The organism is Mucilaginibacter sp. P2_D11, from assembly GCF_056404435.1.
On sequence record NZ_JBFUEA010000014.1, the window covers coordinates 120771 to 139140 of the forward strand.

Below are 18370 nucleotides of genomic sequence, written 5' to 3' on the forward strand. Positions count from 1 at the left end.
CTGGTAGATTGCTTGATGTGTAAATAACAGCATTGCCCGGGCGGCTATGCAACGTTGGGGGTGTACTCGTGGCTTATTGCGGTTTCATTAGTCACGAGTACGCCAACCAACTTTTTATTACTGTGTTTTTAAAACTCGTAGCTTCTTTTTTTAGATCGGGGACTTTTTGAAGTTGTCATCAGCAACCTGCAATTTGTTTTAAGCAGAGGCAGTTGAAATAAGTGTACCTGGGCATGATAAATAAGGTACAAATGCACAATTCTTTATTGAGGATGATATCGTTAACGAGGTTGCCTGCTGAAAAAGTGAATATATAACCGGTGAAGGGGAGGGCAAGAGGATGGGGATTAACTGTTTATTTCTACCATGCCTATTTTATCGGTAATGGTACCTATCACCTGGTCCAGTTCGTGGGTTGATACTAAAAGATAATCAAGCATTTTCTCCCTTTCCTTTTTATTTTCACTGGCATCCCTGATAAGCGGTGCCAGCCCCATGATCCTGGCGAGGGGCGCCCTGATGACATGAGACTGTATCCAGGAAATTTCCTTCAATTTTTCGTTCTGGTCTTCAATAGCTTTGATATACACCAGTCTTTCGGTGATATCGTTCGCAATGATCACTTTTGCGGGCTTTCCTTTATATTCAATAAAATTAGCCAGTACATCTACCTGAATGATATGCCCGTCCTTTTTTTTGTGCCTTAAAATTCCCACTACATTCGTTTTCCCTGTCAGCCGGTCATTTTCCAATGATTTTTCCATTTCCGCAATGTCTTCGGCAAGGTTAATATCCCTAAGCGTCATGCCCAGGAACTCTTTCCTGCTGTAGCCGTAATACTGGATCGTTGCCTCATTTACATCCAGGAATTGTAAGGAATCCAGGTCGAACACGAGCATGGGCATAGGGCTTAAATGAAACAATTCACTATACTTTTTTTCGGAAGCGGCGCGTTCCTGCGCAAGCTGGGCTTCCTTTTGCAATTCGCCCATTTGTATCGTCTGGAGCAAATAGATATTGTTAAATTTTTTGAGCTGATAGGCCCATAAGCCGCAGATGAAAAATATGACGGCTGCCAGCAGGATATGGATAATGAACGTTTGAAGAGCGAAATAATCCAACTGGGTAAAATAAATTTCCTTTAATCCGGTATTTTGCAAATAGCCGAAGACGGCATGATGGACGAGTACTACCACCGTGACAGGAATCTGCAACTTCCATTTCTGATACGTGATGAGCAAGACACTGCCTATAAAAGCAAAAAAATGCATCTCGAAGAGCCCGTGCATCTGGTAAATGTACTGGGCCATAAAAATACCAAGCACCGTGCTAAGCACATACTGATAGAGGTCCGACTCCGGCAGTAACAATTTGGTGGAGTAATAAGCTAGTAAGGAAAGCCCTCCAATACCAAAGGCAATTAGCCAGGTTTCGTAAAATACGGCTAATACCAGTCCGATAATAAAGTAAGCGGTCAGGAAATAATTCATCAAACGGTCCGACCTCTCCCGAACATCGGAAATCAGTGTCTGGTTGAGGCTATCCGGTAGCGTGGTGGGTGAGGGCATTCGTATGATCTTAAATGGGATAAAACTTAATTTTCACAACCAGGCAAACTACAGCCATAAGATCGCAGCGCCAGTGGACTAAAAACCAAACCGGCCTGATCCCTTAACAAGCCGTTTAGTGCGATCTTAGCATAACTGGTTTTTTCGTCGGTGCAGTAACGGCTGCTGTTATAGTTGCCGCGGTAATATAAATGATGTGTCTTATCCAGGATAACGGCTTGCGGGGTAGAATAGACACCGCAAGTTGTGGCGATGGCCTGATCGAACAAAATGGGAATATTCAGGTCAAATTTATCCTGTATTTCATCGGCAGTAAATTTTTTTGTGCTCATCACCACCACCATGAAATTTACCTCGTGGCCGCGTTGGCGAACCAGGGATTTGAATTGAGCTATGTTAAACCGGGAGCAGGGGCAGTCGGGATTGAAAAAATGCAGAAACACGGGTTTGCGTTTATCCTGCTTCATCGAGGCATTGAACACGATCAATTTGCCGGGCTTAGCGGGCCGGTAGCCTATGGGCACGGGGGTGGGTAACTGGTACTTCCAGTCGTTGTGCCAGAACAATGCTCCCGCTGCACAAAGCAGCAGCGACAGCCAGATTATGACTATGCTTTTTCTCATTTATTTTAATCAGGGGTAGTTCTTACTGAAATTTTCCGGCAAAAACTAACCCAACATAATCATTTTTTTTGTTTTTATCAAAACATTACATGGAATAATTGTATTTAAGACGGTTTTTAACTTAACCTTAAATGGCATTTGCCATTGATTTAATTAATGGGAAATTAAGCTACCTATTGTGCAGATAATCCGCCTTCGTTGGCCTTGTAGGCCAACAGAATACGATGCTTGTGGACCCCGTTCACGCAAGGTCTCTCGGCAGAGGACCCTGCGGCTTTAGCACCGTAATAAATTTATATAAATGAAAAGCCGCAAAACGCCTATATCCTGTGGACCAAACGGCCATCCGAAAGGCTATTCATCGAAGTTGATTACATCCGTGTGCCGCCGGGTCCTCTATCGAGAGACCCGGCGGGGACATAATGTTTGTAATAGGCGCTAACAGGTGTGGCGGGTATTTCGTAATTAAGTGCATCCGTTAACACCAACAACGGTGGAGAATAATGCCGATGATATGACTGCCTGCCCAAATTGCGGCAATGCTATGTTAGCGGTTCGTTGTTATTTTCAGGCATTTATTATCGACTTGAATAATGCAATAACACTGTTCCGCAAGGAAATGCTTTACATTCTTTCAATGTTAATTGCAAATTGCTATTGATGAATTTCAAAATTGGTTCTTCGCTATTACTGGCAAGCGGATTTACAAATAAATAGTATTCGTCTACTAAATTGTGTCCGATTAAAGATGATACGAATTTATTACCGCCATAAACAATGATGTCTTCCCCTTTATTTTCTTTCAATTGTTTTATTTCTTCTGCAATATCGCCACTTATGATAGTAACATTATCCCACTGATTGCCCTTAAGTGTATTTGAAAAAATGTCCTTGTGAATATCATTAATTGGCTTTCCCATTCTACTATTAATATCATTGGGATCAGGATTCCCGGCTACATCCTTCCAATACGGAATAAAACCTTCAGCCGTGATTCGTCCGAGTAAGATACTGTCCACATTTTTAAGGTTGTCAATGCAAAAGGTTACCATATCATCATCCCAACTTATTCCCTCAAAATTCATTTGAACTTTTAATTTTCTCATGGCGGTTTAATTTTAATTGTTTGTAATGGTACAAAGGAGTAGAATATAATTAAAAAGGGTGTGAGCCAAAAGCGACAAAATAGGAGGGTGGTTACGACCGGGATATTTTATTTCCTCGCCTTCGTTGGTTTTGTGACCAACGAACCGCGATGCCTGTAGGTGATGTGTTAACCGATAAGCCGCAATGCTTGTAATAGGAGCTAATAGGTGTGGCGTTTATTCCGTTAAGTAAGTGCATCCGGGCGTTATCGGTGACAACACCAACAACGGCGAAAAAACAGAGCCACATGCTTTAATACAACAGCGGGTAATGGTACTGTCTATTGAGTTCATGGAATTCCCCTAATTAAGTGCATCCATGAGTTAACTAAATCTGCGCTTTTGCAAATCCCCAGGAACGCGCGACACACGTGCACCAGCATCGGGACATAAAATCAGCTAATTATTTTAGTTATTTTTTTAATATTATTATTTTCTTGCTTTTATATTTAGTAAATTAGAATTTTATTTTATTTGAATGAAAGACTTAAAACAGCGAGAGATATTCCGATTGGCAGCCGTATTGTATTCTGAGAGTAATTATGAAGTAAGCCCTAAAACAATACATCGTAAAATTATCGAATCTGTCTTCATAGACAATAAAAACGCACCGCTAAACATAGATCAAATTGTCGCAGCTATAGAGAATAATTATGGGTTTATATTTTCTTATGAGGAAGTTAGCGATATAATTGCAAATCAAACAGAAGAAAACTTTCTAATTGTGCCAGATACTCATTCTCAAAACGAGTTAATGGCTTGTTTGACTTCAAAAAGAAGACTCTTGTTAGAATCACGTTTAAATCAAAATAACGTTGATTTTTTTATCGATGAATTTCTAGATCTAAATTCAGAAACATTTCACGCTCTAGATGGAAAATCAATAATCTATAAATTTTTATATGAAATATTTAATAACAACATTTCAAGCTTCTCAAAGTTAATCGATTATAAGAAAGGCTTAAATGGTGCTATTAATATTGATGATTCTTTTAATTCTGTTGAAAAACAACTAATCAATACCTTTTTGCTTTGGGATAATGATTTAAAAAATAAAGCAATATTCGACATATCAAGCTACGCCTTAGAATACTGTCTTATAACGAATAGTGATTCTAAGGCAACTTTTCATCTTAAAAATTTAAAAAACAAAATATTTTACTTGGACACCAACATTGTATTTAGAGCGATTGGTATAAATGGTGAAAGCCGTTCTAATAAAACAACTACTTTTTTAAATAAATTCAAGGATGCTGGTGAAACGCTTGTTATATCCAGTTTTACTACCGCTGAATACAAATCAACAATTAGATACTACATAGAACAAATTAAAAAAAAGAATTTTTCTAAAGTTAACCCTAAGACTTTTAAACGGTTTAATAAAGAGCCGGAGTTCTTTGATTACTATCAACGTTGGCGAATGAATCGGAATAACGATAATCTTGATTATTTCGAATCATTTCTTTTGTCTGAATATGAGTCGTTTAAAAAGAAATTTGCCATTGAGGAAGACTATCTGTTTCCGTTTAATGATAAGAATGAGGAAATAATCAAAATTATCACAGAGTTAGCAAATGATATTTATACTTTTAAGAACAATGAAAAATTGGTTCCCGTTAGATATGAGACATGCATATCAGATGCTAAAAATATTTATTTAATAAGAGAACGTAGGAATGGAAATTTCCGCAACATATTTGAAACAAAATATTTTTTCATTTCGTCGGATCAAGGGTTACGGCGGTGGGATTTTAAGAACAACTCATCTACTCCAACTGTTTTGCTGCCCTCCCAATGGCTTAGTATCCTGTTACGGTATATAAACAGAACCAGCGATGATTTTAAGAGTTTCGTGAGTTTTTTAAACCTATCTCAGAACGAAACCAACATTTCCAACGAACAACTTCAATTAATTTTAGTTGGTATCAGCGAAATTACCGCTGATTTTGAAAAGCAGTCTGCTATCATCGAAGTTATGATTGACAAAAACTTTAAGGGCATCCTTGAGAAAAGCTTATCAGATGATGAAATTATTGAACGTTCAAAAGCGTTTGCTAAATCTAAACTTGAGGCGGATTTAGATCAAGTAACAGAGCATTACCACGTTTTATCAGAAAGTTTAGATGCCCATATAAAGGGGTCTGGTGCTGTATTATATGAAATGCAAATAGAAAAACAGCAGGAGATAGACAGAAATAAGAGTATTCAATTAGAAAATAGACAGTTAAAGCAAGAGCTAAGGCGAAAATATGTGAAAGATAGATTTTTTTGGTGGCAACTCGTTGGATACTTGGCTGTAGTTGCACTTATCCTTGCATTTGTCTTTTACTTATTAATCTTCATTTGCAAGGATTGGAAATATAATTACGCCCATAAAATTATAAATTGGATTGACACGTTGCCGAAAGACGGAATGGAGCACGACATTGCAAAATGCATTTTTGACTACGTTTTGCCTTTAAGCAGTATTAGTACTTTAAGCATATTTATTAATAATCGATTAATTAATCGAACTAAACGACAGAAAAAGTTAGTATCAATTGAACAGACAGTACCTAATCAATATCTATAGGTTCGACCATCAGAATCCGTTGGCATATTTATTTAGAATAAATGTTGTGACTATTACTATTCGTCACTAAAGGATGCATACTATGCATTAATTAATTTTCATACCATAACAACAATGATTAATACTACAACGGTCCGCGATATTGCGGCAGTTTACATTGAACTTACTTTTCAAGTAGTAGAAATATCGTCAACATTATTGTTTTACATTTATTATCGAATAAATCCAGCCTTATGTCAAAATTTACAGTAATACTTCTCATAGCAATCTTTAGCCTAATTGTTTTATTTGTTTGGAATGGTATTAATTTTAGATCGTTAAAAAAAAGTTCCCGTTTAAGAAACAGTCAATTAAATGATGCAAAGTACTGGGAGCTAAAATACAAATACGAATTTTTGATCGCGATTGTAGGTCTGATAACCGCAGCTGCAGGTTTTTTGGGATATAATAGCCTACAGTCAATTGAAATAGCTGTTAAAAATGATTTTAACAAAAAGGTTGATTCTATTAAACTTACTTTTCAGGATAATTACACTGATGTTAATAATAGAATGTTAGCCGCGAAGGATTCCGTAAAAGAGTTGAATAGAAAGGTAAAGACTTCACAGTTCCAGTTGCAACAAAATGCAGCTATATTATATCTCTTGAGAAAACAGCAGTTCAACCTTAGAGAAGCTGGGTATCAATCAAAAGATGCACTAAAGAATCTTTCTATTCAAATTGATTCTATTAATAAAAAGAACAAAATAAAAAAAGAGTTCTATTTAGTGACAAATGTGGCTCTAAAGGGATTATTGGACCCTACAACAATCAAATTTTCCCTTTTGAAGACCAATTCGGGCGATAGACTGCCTATATTCAAAAAGCCGCCAATTGTGATTCCTGCATGGGGAAAACAAGTTGAGTTTAGGGTAACTTCAACTACTACAGAAGAATTCCAAATCCAAGTTATCGACTATAGCGGCTTAAATTTGGATCAATCTGCAAAAACAACCTATTATGGGTCGTTTATAATCTATGAAGTTGATTAAGTCAAACCTTGCACTTCATTCCGAGTAAGTAGGGCTTAATTTACTCAATCCCACGAATAGCTTGAGTTTGTAGCGTGGGCAGAGAAGTGGGTACGCGCCGCCCGTTCAACGGTCACCCCTGACTGATCTAATCTGTGGGCGTTGAAGAATCCCCGCCCGTTCAGGCGTCCGTGCCTGAATGATATAATTTGTCAGCGTCCACGCTGACGTAGCAGTTAAAAGGTATTAGGGTAAGCGTGGACGCTTACCAAGTTTCACAGTCAGGCGGGGACGCCTGCCCGGGCGGGGTAATTGTAATAACTTAAGCGTAGAGCCTTATCAATATTTACAATCAGGCGTCTCGCCGAACAGCCCACATTCAATTTGGCGCACTTACCGTTCGGCCATAAACCCGATAGCAACGGAAAGCCCGCTTCTACCGGCGGCTTGTAGTGCATAGCGGGACTGTTGCAACAAAAGAACCACTACCCTTGCTTTTCAAAATCGACTGCTACAAACCGTAAATAATCAGAATCCTTTAAGCTCGGGACATTTTAAATCTGAAATCTGCACATCTGTAATCCGCACACCTCTAAACCCCCACCTTCTCCGCCCTCTTTATCACCCTAAACACTTTGCTTGCCGTACACCCCGTTGCCTGGGCTATTTGCCGTACGCTTTGGCCTTCGGCGTGGAGGCGGAGGATCTGCTGATCGGTGGCTTTGCGCTGCTGCATGGTTGGGCTGAGCAGGTGAGGGGCTTCGCTACCCTGGCCTTCAAACGCAAAGTGGAGGGAGCTGCCTTCTTTAACAATGCGGCAAAGCTTTACCATGCCTGCGCTAAACGCGGGCCCGCTGCTGCGCTGCTTTACTTGCTTTAGGTAGCGCAAGCCCGGGCTGCGCTGGCTTTCGCCAATGGCAAAGGAGCTGTCGGCAAAGTTCATCAGCATTTTGCTGCCCTGCAGGTCGTTACGGGTAATGGGGCGTGCAGGGTTGCGCTTGGGCGTATGGGCCAGTACCAATATAGATACACCCCAGCGGGTTTTGACGGTGTTGAGGCTGCGCATCAGCTGTACGGCGGCGGCGGTGCTTTCGGTACTGCTGCGCAGGGCGGTAATGTTATCAATAATAATGGTGCGCGACTTGGTGCTGACGATGATATTTTCGAAGGAGTTGATGAGGTAATCGTGGTAGCTGGCAAATTTGCGCTCGCGGCTGGCAGCGGGGTTGATGATAACCCGGTAAAAATTTGGCGAGAAGGGGTAAAGCTCCCCATCGGGGCCGGTATAGCGTTTGGCAAACTGCGCAGCGCTCAGCTCGAAATCGAAATACAGCACCGGTTCGGGCTGCTTTTGTACGGGCATATCGCCCACTGCCTCGCCGCGGCTGATGGCATCGCCTATTTGCACCGCCAGGATGGATTTGCCGGCGTTGGTATCGGCAAAAAGGATGCACAGTTCGCCTTTAAGCCACAGGTCGCCGAATAGCATATCGCCGATAGGGTTTTCATCGGGAGGCAGCCAGAGCCAGTCGTCGGCTTTTTTGATGATGAAGGCCTCGTCGCAGGTTATGGCGCGCTCCTCCTGTTGCTGTAATAGTTTGCGCTGCTTTGCAGTAAGTTTTACGCCCCGCGCCAGCGAACGGATCAGTTCGATCTCCGGCGGGCGTACAAATAATGGTTCGTCCGTGTGTTTAACGCTCATGAAATTTTGATTATAATGCAAGTTAGCCAAATACGGGCAGGCAAATGGTGGCGCTGTTTTGTCAGTAAGCTGGTTTTAGCGTTACACGGTGGGTGTTCCACTCTGAAAAAAGCAAATTTTATTAATTTATATAATTAGCTTAATATTAATAATTTACATAGTTTACCTAAACAATAGGGATGTTCCAAAGTGTTCCACCTGTTTTGTTTAAAGCGCTGATTATCAATTATAATTAAAAAACAGGTGTTTCACACGCGGAAGTGGAACACCCCCCGGCCAAAAAATCAGGGTTTTGTCCATTTTCTCATTTATCCCCCCGTATTGTAACGAAATACCCCCTATGCTATCCGCTTTAAAAAAAGTAATTTGGCTGCTTAAACCAATTGTTAAACGCCTCCGTGGCGTTGCCGTTTTTCCTGATTTTATATGAAGCCAAAGCCTTCGCTATTTCCTGTGTTGCCCTTAGGGCTCAGCTACATTGCGCCACTGGCATTCCTGCTTGGTTTGGCGGCTTGCAACAACGGTACCGATAGTGCGCCCGGGTCGCGGCCAACGCTTTTTCATGCGCTGGATACTGCGCAAACGCATGTAAGTTTCGTAAACCAGCTTACCGAGGGCCTCAACACCAATGTGCTGGTGTACGAGTATTTTTATAATGGCGGGGGAGCCGCCGTCGGCGATTTCAATGGCGATGGCCTGCAGGATCTGTACTTCACCGGCAACATGGTTGATAATAAACTTTACCTCAACAAAGGCCATATGGTTTTTGCGGATGTTACCCAACAAGCAGGCGCAGCCGGCCGGCCCGGGCCATGGAAAACAAGCGCCACCGTTGCCGATGTAAACGGCGATGGCAGGCCCGACCTATACCTCTGTTACTCGGGCAAGTTACGGCCCGAGAAGCGCATAAACCAATTGCTCATTAACCAGGGGAACGATGCAGCAGGCATCCCGGTGTTCAAGGATTCAACGACCGAATATGGTCTCGATTTCCCGTCATACAGTACCCAGGGCTACTTTTTCGATTACGACCGCGATGGCGACCTGGACCTGCTGCTGGTAAACCACAGTCCCGAACGGCTCAACAACATGGATGTCTTCGCCCTGAAGGAACTGGTAAAAACCAAGGACGCCGAACGCGGCACCCGCCTGCTGCGTAACGACGATGGCAAATTCAAAGATGTTACCGGGGACGCGGGTATAGAGAATGGCACCATCTCCTACGGCCTGGCAGCCGGTATTGCTGATGTAAATGCCGACGGCTGGCCCGATATTTACCTGGATAACGACTACAGCATTCCGGATAAGCTGTACATAAACAATGGCAACGGCACCTTCACCAATAAGCTGAGCCAAATGCTTGGGCATACTTCGTTCTTCTCGATGGGGAACGACGTTGCCGATATCAACAACGATGGGCACCCCGATATTTTCACACTGGATATGCTGCCCGAGGATAACCGCCGCCAAAAGCTGCTGATGGGTACCGATAATTACGAGTTCTTCAACATGAACGTAAAGGCCGGGTTCTACTATCAGTACATGCGCAATATGCTGCACATCAACAACGGCAACGGCACATTCAGCGAAGTAGGGCAGTTTTCCGGCATATCTAATACCGACTGGAGTTGGTCGCCATTGTTTGCCGATTATGATAACGACGGTTTTAAGGACCTGTTTGTAACCAACGGTTTCACGCGCGATTATACTAATATGGATTTCCTGAAGTACATGGGCGATAATTTGAAGGACCGGTCTGTAATGCGGGAGGACCTGCTTAACCTGGTGAAAGAAATGCCCTCATCGCGTGTTAAAAACTACTTGTTCAAAAATAAGGACGGCTTATCGTTTACCGATGTATCTGCGGACTGGGGCATAACAGAAGCATCAAACAGCAACGGCAGCGTATATGTAGATTTGGATAACGACGGCGACCTTGACCTGGTTACCAATAACGTTAACGAACCGGCTTCGATACTGGAAAACAGTGCTGCCGCCGATGCCAATAACCATTACCTGGACATCAAACTTAAAGGCGCTAGCAAAAATACCGACGGTATCGGCGCGCTTGTTACGCTATATGCCGGTGCAAAACTGCAAACCTTGCAGCAGATGCCTGCCCGGGGGTATCAGTCGTCGGTAACGCCGGTGCTGCATTTTGGCCTGGGGAAAATAAAAACCGTCGATTCTGTAAGGATCACCTGGCCATCGGGCAAAACGCAGGTAATTGCCGGGCAGGCGCTTAACAAGCGGATAACCTTGTCCGAACAGGATGCGGACAACAAAACCGGGCATATGTCGGCCGCAAACACCCTGTTTGTTAAGACTGCATCGCCAATCAACTACAGCCAGCCCATTAGCCAAACAAACGATTTTAAGCGCCAACCGCTGTTGGTGAACCCCATTTCCTTTTCGGGGCCGCATATGGCAAAGGCCGATGTAGATAAGGATGGTATGGAGGATATCTTCATTGGCGGCGGCAAAGGGCAGGCATCATTACTGTACATACAAAAACGGGATGGTAGTTTCGTGAAAAAAGAGCAAGCCGCATTTGCGCAGAGCGGCTTGAAGACGGAGGTAATCCCGGCATTTTTTGATGCCAATGGCGATGGTTACCCCGATATTTATTGCGCATCAGGCGGTTACGATGATTTGCAAGCCGAGGACAAAACCCTAAGCGATGAGCTATACCTGAATGATAAGAAAGGCAACTTCGTGAAAACCGATAACGCCATCCCTGCCCTTTATACCAGCAAGAGCAGCGTTAAGGCGGCGGATTTCAATGGCGACGGCGCACCGGACCTTTTTATAGGCGGTCGTATTATTCCCGGTCGCTATCCCGAAACGCCAAAGAGCTACCTGCTTTTGAATGATGGCAAGGGCCATTTTACCGATGCCACCCAACAATACTTGCCGCTGCTTAGTAAACTCGGCATGGTTACCGATGCTGCCTGGGTAGACCTGAATGGCGATAAACGCCCCGACCTGGTTGTAGTAGGCGAATGGATATCGGTAACCATCTTCATCAACGTGAACGGAAAATTTGTAGACAAGACGGCGGATTACCTGCCTAAACAATACAGCGGCTGGTGGAACTGCATCACCGTGGGCGACTTTAATAAAGACGGGCACCCCGATTTGATATTGGGCAACCAGGGTACCAATTCGCAATGCAAGGCGAGCGATAAAGAGCCAGCTGAGCTGTTTTTCAAGGATTTTGACAAAAACGGCGCTATCGACCCCATCCTCTGCTTTTACATCCAACATCAATCGTACCCGTACCTTACCCGCGACGAGTTGTTGGATCAGATAAGTATCATGCGTGGCAAGTTTACCGATTACAAAAGCTACGCAGATGCAACCCTGCAGGATGTTTTTACTGCAGAGCAACTGCAAGGAGCAGGGCACCTGTCCGCTAATATCTTAGCCACAACTTACCTGCTAAGCGATAAAACCGGCAGGCTGCATTCACAAGCTTTACCCGCCGAAGCACAGTTTTCGCCCGTGTTTACCATAACGCCTTTTGATTACGACCATGACGGTATTACAGATTTGCTCCTTTGCGGCAACATGAACAAAGCCCGGCTCCGCTTTGGTAAGTACGATGCAAATTATGGCCTGTTGCTAAAGGGGCAGGCAAACGGTAACTTTATAACAGTAAAACAAGCACAATCGGGTTTTAACATCACCGGCGATGTACGCAGCGTGATGCAGGTAGGGGACAAACTGCTTTTCGCTATAAACCAATCCACTATGCAGGCCTATAAATCAACGGGTAAATGAAAAAGTACTGCTTTATTTTAACAGGCATCCTGCTGATGTGCCTGGGTATGAACTGCTCGCCGAAACGTACAGGCAAGCCCGCGTTACACGCGGCTGATATCACTAAAGTGATAAAAACGATGAGCGCGCAAATGGTACACGATGTAACCAACCCGCCTTTGGCTGCACGCTTTTTCGCTTATTCGTGCATGTCGGGCTACGAGGTGCTATCCCAAAACGACGTTTCGATAATGAAACTTTCCACGGCACTAAATGGCTACCCGCAGGTAAAAAAGCCTTTGGTCACCAATTACGATGCCCAACTTGCTGCCTTGTTTGCTATCACCAAAACGGCTGCTAAAATGCAGCCATCGGGCGCGGCTATAAAAGTATTCGAGCAACGGCTTATCGATTCGTGCCTGCAAATAGGTTTTGCGCAGGATAAGATAGATAGTTCTTTAAAGTACGCGCAACAAGTTAGCGTGCAAATTATTGGCTATGCGGTTAAGGACAACTACAACCGCATCAGCAACTTTAAACGTTATGTGCCAAAAGATACAGCCGGTGCATGGTACCCCACGCCGCCTGCCTACATGGGTGCGGTTGAGCCTTACTTTGCTACCGTAAGGCCTTTTACGCTGCAGGCTTGCAACCAGTTTAATCCGGCCCCGCCTGTGCCTTTCTCCACAGACAAGAAGTCGGGATTTTACAAGTTGATGCTGGAGTGCCAACGGTACGATGCAGACTCCTTATCTGCCGGGCAGCGCGCCATAGCCGGTTTTTGGGATTGCAACCCCTTTGCCGTGCAGGATAATGGTCACATGCTCATCGGCCTAAAGAAAATTTCGCCGGGCGCACATTGGATGCTGATAACCGGCATAGCCTGCAAACAGGCAAACGTTGGGTTTGATAAAGCCATGGCCATACACGCCATGGTTGCGATAGGGTTGATGGATAGCTTTATAAGCTGCTGGTACCAAAAATACCAAACCAATCGCATCCGGCCGGAAACGGCCATCCACCAGTATTTAAACCCCCGGTGGAAATCTTTCCTGCAAACGCCGCCCTTTCCGGAATATCTTAGCGGGCACTCCTGCATTTCGTCCACCTCGGCAGTTATCCTTGAATCTTATTTTGGCACTAATTTTAATTATACCGACGATGTGGAGCTTGCTTTTGGTATAAAACCACGTAAGTTCGGCTCATTTTCGCAAGCGGCTGCCGAGGCCGGCTATTCGCGGTTACTGGGCGGCATCCACTTTGCAGATGGCATTGCCAACGGCAAATTGCAGGGCGAAGAAATAGGCCGATGGGTGCTGCATAAGTTCAATTGCCTTGAAAAAGAAGAGATTAAATAGGGGTGATGCACCATGGTGGGCGTTCGTTTCGATAAAACGGAGGGCAAAATGTTTTATCGTTAGGTGTTGTGTAAACAATTAAATTGTAATTTGCCCTTTTAATAAAATCCGTAGAACGATGTTCTTGTCGGAGAGATCGGCTGCGTCGCAAACAAAAGCAGGCATGCCGACGTTTAAATAAACCAATTATTAGCCCGATACATCTGCCTCGGGCGCATCATATAAATTATCGGGTTCAGCATGGTTGAATTTTTAAGAAAGGGTTTTGGAAAGCAATTCATTACTATGTTTTACCTTTCCGGCATCTTGCCGTTCATGGCTTTAAGCTTACGTGCGCAAACGCCGGTTAATAATAAGGTCTTAAAATATTCATTAAAGGATGGCCTTTCTTTCGAAATCGCGAACAGCATCACGCAAGATGCCAGGGGGTTTATTTGGATTGCCACCAACGATGGGCTCAACCGTTTCGATGGCAGCTCTTTCAAGGTGTTCAAATCGAAACAACGGAATTCGCTTGGGCTTTTGAGTAACTATGTAGAAAAGGTGTACACCGATAAATCCGGCTTTATATGGGTTGGCTCGCGCGATGGCCTGAGCCGCTTGGATCCCCGTACAGAAAGCTTTATCCATTATAAAGTAAACGCGGGGCGTACAGCCAAAGAAGACGTAAATAACATTGTGCCCGCCCGGGGCGATAACCTTTGGGTATCCACCTATGGCATTGGCTTCTCGTATTTCGACGCAAAAAAATCCAGGTTTATAAACTACAGGCAAAATACGTTCCCACAATTGGGTGATGACCGGGTTATCTCCCTCTCCGAAGATTCGCAGGGTTTGTTATGGGTAGGCACCCAGGAGGCGGGCTTAAACGTATTCGAGCAAAAAAACGGCGTTATTGGCAAACGGCTTAGTCTTGGTGCTGATGCGCCTTTGGGCCGTATCAATGATATTTTTGAGGACCATTTCCATAATGTATGGATAGCCACCGTTAGCGGAATGTTTTACTACAACCGCAGCCTGCGCAAATTTTACCATTTAACAAGTGCGCAAGCTGGTATCAGAAATAAACGCTACCTGTCGTTAAACGAGGGCAGCGATAAAAAGCTGCTTGTTGGCCTGCAGGATGGCGGGCTATACAAGCTGGATCTGGGTACATCTGCCGATTACAATGTCAACTCGTTTTCGTTGGAACCTGTAACGGGCGAGGATGGCTTTAATATTACCCAACGATCGATACAAACGCTGTTTATCGATCGCGACAAGAACACCTGGGTGGGCACTTATGGCAACGGGATATACATGCTTGGCAATAGAACCGAAAAGTTTACACGCGTACAGCGTAAACATGCCGACGCACAAGGCGAAAGTATGGTGCGGTTTTACGGTATGAGCCAGGATAATGCAGGCATGCTTTGGCTGGGTACCGATGGCGACGGCCTGTTGAAAACCAGTCCCGACGGCACCCTGATAAAACAATACAAGGCCGATGGCCGGCCGGGCAGCTTAACCGATAACGCCATCCTGAGCGGCTTTACCGATAGCGATAATAATTCGTGGTTTGGTACTTATGCAAAGGGCCTTTTCCTGTATAACAGGGCAACCGACAATTTTACCAATTTTGCGCATACACCGGGCTTGACAAACAGCCTTGGCGGCAACGATGTGCGTGTTATTTTCCAGGATTCGCGCAAGCAGCTTTGGATAGGCTCTAACGGCGGGGGGCTGAGCCTTTACAACCCCAAGAACCACACGTTTACCAATTATACACCGGAAAATAGCGCCATAAGTTCAAACGATATACGGGCTATTGCCGAAGATACCAAGGGCAACCTATGGATAGGCACATTTGGCGGAGGGCTGGATTACTTCGACGTTAATAGAAATAAATTCGTAAAGCCGCTGAACACTGTCGACGAAAAGCGCAGCCTGCCAAGCGCCGTAGTATTCTCGTTATTACAGGATAAGCAACAAAAGCTTTGGATAGGCACAGAAGGGGATGGGCTGCTGGTTTATGATTTGCGGAACAAAACTTTAAAAGTTTTCGACGAAAGCACCGGGTTGGCCAATAATACTGTCTACGCTATTAAGGAGGCGGCCAACGGCATCTTATGGTTAAGTACCAACAAAGGCCTATCGAGCATAGATCCTTTAGACGGCAAAATAGCAAATTACGACCAGTCCGATGGCGTGCAGGCGGGCCAGTTCAACGTAGGTTCGGCGATGTATAACGATAAGCGCAAAGCTATGTACTTCGGCGGTACGCAGGGACTCAACATCTTTTATCCCTCGCAGGTGTATAAAAGCAATTACCGCCCCGGCGTAGTGATAACCGGCCTGCAAATTTTTGATAAACAGGTTGATGTTGACGGCCACGATAAAAACGGCGCCGTATTGCCCAATGTTTTGAACGAAACAGAAGAACTGGTGTTACAGCCGGATCAGCCTGTATTTTCTATACAGTACACGGCCCTTAACTACGCCTATCCGCAAAAAGGGAATTTTGCCTACAAAATGGATGGGCTGGACAAGGCCTGGAACTACGTAGGCACTCAGCGCTCGGCCACTTACCGTTACCTTTCGCCCGGTACTTATGTATTCAGGGTGAAGGCATCTAACCAGGACGGGGTTTGGTTCAACAATTATGCTACGCTGCAAATACGAGTACTGCCGCCATGGTATAAAACCTGGTGGGCCTACCTTTGCTACGTGCTTGCAGCAGGCTTGCTCATCAATTACTACCGCCTGTACCGTATAAACCAATCCCAGCTTAAATACGAAATAAAAATAGCGCAGCTATCGGCCGAAAAAGATAAAGAATTGAATGAACGCAAGCTTTCGTTCTTTACAAACATTTCGCACGAGTTCCGTACCCCGTTAACGCTCATCATCAACCCGGTGAAGGATATGCTCTTCGGCAAAATTGAGCACGGAAACGATGCAGGCAACCTGCATATCATTTACCGCAACGCACGCCGCTTACTTAGCCTGGTAGATCAGTTACTGCTGTTCCGAAAAGCCGAGAGCGATACCGATAAGCTAAAGGTGGTTAAGCTTAACGTAGTTACGCTTTGCCGTGAAGTGTTCCTGTGCTTTAACCACCAGGCGCGTACCCGCTTTATCCAATTCGATTTCGTATGTGAAGCCGAAACCATCGAGATTTATGCCGATAGGGAAAAACTGGAGATTGCGCTATTCAACCTCATTTCGAACGCTTTGAAGTTTACGCCCGAGCATGGTAGCGTAAGCTGCACCATAGCCGACGGCGGCGGCAATGTTGATATAGCCATTAAAGATAGCGGCTGCGGCATAGCCGAAGGCACGGGCGACGATTTGTTCGGCAAGTTTTACCAATTGCAGAATGCAGGCATCACGGCCGGCGGTTTTGGTATCGGGCTTTATTTGGTGAAGGCTTTCATCGAAAACCATAAAGGCAGTATCACTTACCAAAGCGAAGCGGGTAAGGGCACGGTGTTCAATGTTTCGTTGTTAAAGGGCAAAGAACATTTGGGCCAGCAATTTATTTTTGAAGATGTGCAGGAAACTTCGGCCTTTTTAGATGAACTCATTGATAGCGACGAAGGCATGCTGATGGCTGAGGCTGAGATAGCAGCGCCGCATATGAAATCTGAAGCTTTAAGCTCCGACACCAAGACCATGTTGCTTATTGATGATAACCAGCAGATACGTACCTACCTTAAACAGATATTTGCAGGCAAATTCGAAGTATTTGAAGCCGATAATGGCACCGAGGGGTTGGAATTGGTATATCACCTGGTGCCCGATATCGTAATAAGCGATGTGATGATGCAGGGCTTGAGCGGGATAGAGCTTTGCAGCCGGATAAAAGAAGACCCCGTTTTAAACCACATCCCGGTAATATTGCTTACAGCCAGTTCGTCGCCCGAAATAAAATTAAAGGGTATAGAAGGCGGTGCCGACGATTACATCAGCAAACCCTTCGAAAAAGAGATGCTGGTAGCCCGCGTAAACGGCATCCTTAAAAGCCGCAATAACCTGCAAAAGTACTTTTACAACGAAATAACGCTCAACAACACCAACGACCTCAAGATATCGCAGGAGTACAAAGAGTTCCTGGAAAAATGCCTGCAGATAGTAGAGAAGCATTTAACAGATCCCGACTTCAGCATCAAAACCCTTGCAGCAGAAACAGGCATGAGCCACTCAAATCTGTACAAGCGCATCAAATCTATCTCGGGGCAATCGGCAAATAGTTTCATCCGTTTCATCCGCCTGCGTAAAGCTGCCGAGATTTTGCTTACTACAGATAGCACCGTGTACGAAACCGCGTACAAGGTAGGGCTTAACGATCTGAAGTATTTCAGGGAGCAGTTTTTCAAGCTTTTCGGCATAAACCCTTCAGATTATATCAAGAAGTACCGCAAGCCATTCCATAATAACTACAACATCAATCGCGATGTATTGAAAGAAAACTAAAATATTATTTTACCCCCTGCCCAAAAAGCCTCAAAAAACCTAAATTTGAGGCTTTTTTATTAAATCCCCCCTATCTAAATCAGAATTTACCCCTCACAGTTTTTAATGATTTAACCTGAATTTAGACCTACCAATAACCAAGGTGTAAACCGATTTCCTGTAACAGGCATCAATT

9 protein-coding genes are annotated in these 18370 nt (G+C 44.3%); 5 read left to right on the forward strand and 4 right to left on the reverse strand.

The window, feature by feature from the left end:
- Nucleotides 1-347 precede the first annotated feature (347 nt).
- From AC1DXC_RS21100 to AC1DXC_RS21110, 3 genes are all read right to left on the reverse strand, one after another.
- Entirely contained in the window at nt 348-1568 is a 1221-nt protein-coding gene (locus tag AC1DXC_RS21100) for a PAS domain S-box protein (RefSeq protein ID WP_477461165.1), read from the reverse strand.
- A 26-nt stretch (nt 1569-1594) separates the two neighbouring features.
- Nucleotides 1595-2191, reverse strand: coding sequence for a DUF6436 domain-containing protein (locus tag AC1DXC_RS21105; protein WP_477461166.1), 597 nt, complete (start codon nt 2189-2191; stop codon nt 1595-1597).
- 578 nt (nt 2192-2769) lie between these two features.
- On the reverse strand, nt 2770-3297 hold the full coding sequence (locus tag AC1DXC_RS21110) for a dihydrofolate reductase family protein (protein WP_477461167.1): 528 nt from the start codon (nt 3295-3297) through the stop codon (nt 2770-2772).
- A 517-nt stretch (nt 3298-3814) separates the two neighbouring features.
- Here AC1DXC_RS21110 and AC1DXC_RS21115 point away from each other — a divergent pair.
- Both AC1DXC_RS21115 and AC1DXC_RS21120 read left to right on the forward strand, forming a co-directional pair.
- Complete coding sequence (locus AC1DXC_RS21115) at nt 3815-5908, forward strand: hypothetical protein (protein WP_477461168.1); 2094 nt, start codon at nt 3815-3817, stop codon at nt 5906-5908.
- 233 nt (nt 5909-6141) lie between these two features.
- On the forward strand, nt 6142-6939 hold the full coding sequence (locus tag AC1DXC_RS21120) for a hypothetical protein (RefSeq protein ID WP_477461169.1): 798 nt from the start codon (nt 6142-6144) through the stop codon (nt 6937-6939).
- Between the two features lie 571 nt (nt 6940-7510).
- Here AC1DXC_RS21120 and AC1DXC_RS21125 read toward each other — a convergent pair.
- Entirely contained in the window at nt 7511-8620 is a 1110-nt protein-coding gene (locus AC1DXC_RS21125) for an AAA family ATPase (RefSeq protein ID WP_477461170.1), read from the reverse strand.
- Between the two features lie 426 nt (nt 8621-9046).
- Between AC1DXC_RS21125 and AC1DXC_RS21130 the strand changes: the two genes are divergently transcribed.
- From AC1DXC_RS21130 to AC1DXC_RS21140, 3 genes are all read left to right on the forward strand, one after another.
- Nucleotides 9047-12403 carry a VCBS repeat-containing protein gene (locus tag AC1DXC_RS21130; RefSeq protein ID WP_477461171.1) on the forward strand — a complete coding sequence of 1119 codons (3357 nt, stop codon included), beginning with the start codon at nt 9047-9049 and terminating at the stop codon, nt 12401-12403.
- Nucleotides 12400-13740: a vanadium-dependent haloperoxidase gene (locus tag AC1DXC_RS21135; RefSeq protein ID WP_477461172.1), complete on the forward strand. Its 1341-nt coding sequence runs from the start codon at nt 12400-12402 to the stop codon at nt 13738-13740. Before AC1DXC_RS21130 ends, AC1DXC_RS21135 begins: the two co-directional genes overlap by 4 nt.
- Nucleotides 13741-14025: 285 nt before the next feature.
- A complete protein-coding gene (locus AC1DXC_RS21140) occupies nt 14026-18195 on the forward strand; it encodes a hybrid sensor histidine kinase/response regulator transcription factor (protein ID WP_477461173.1) in 4170 nt (1389 codons plus the stop codon).
- Nucleotides 18196-18370 lie beyond the last annotated feature (175 nt).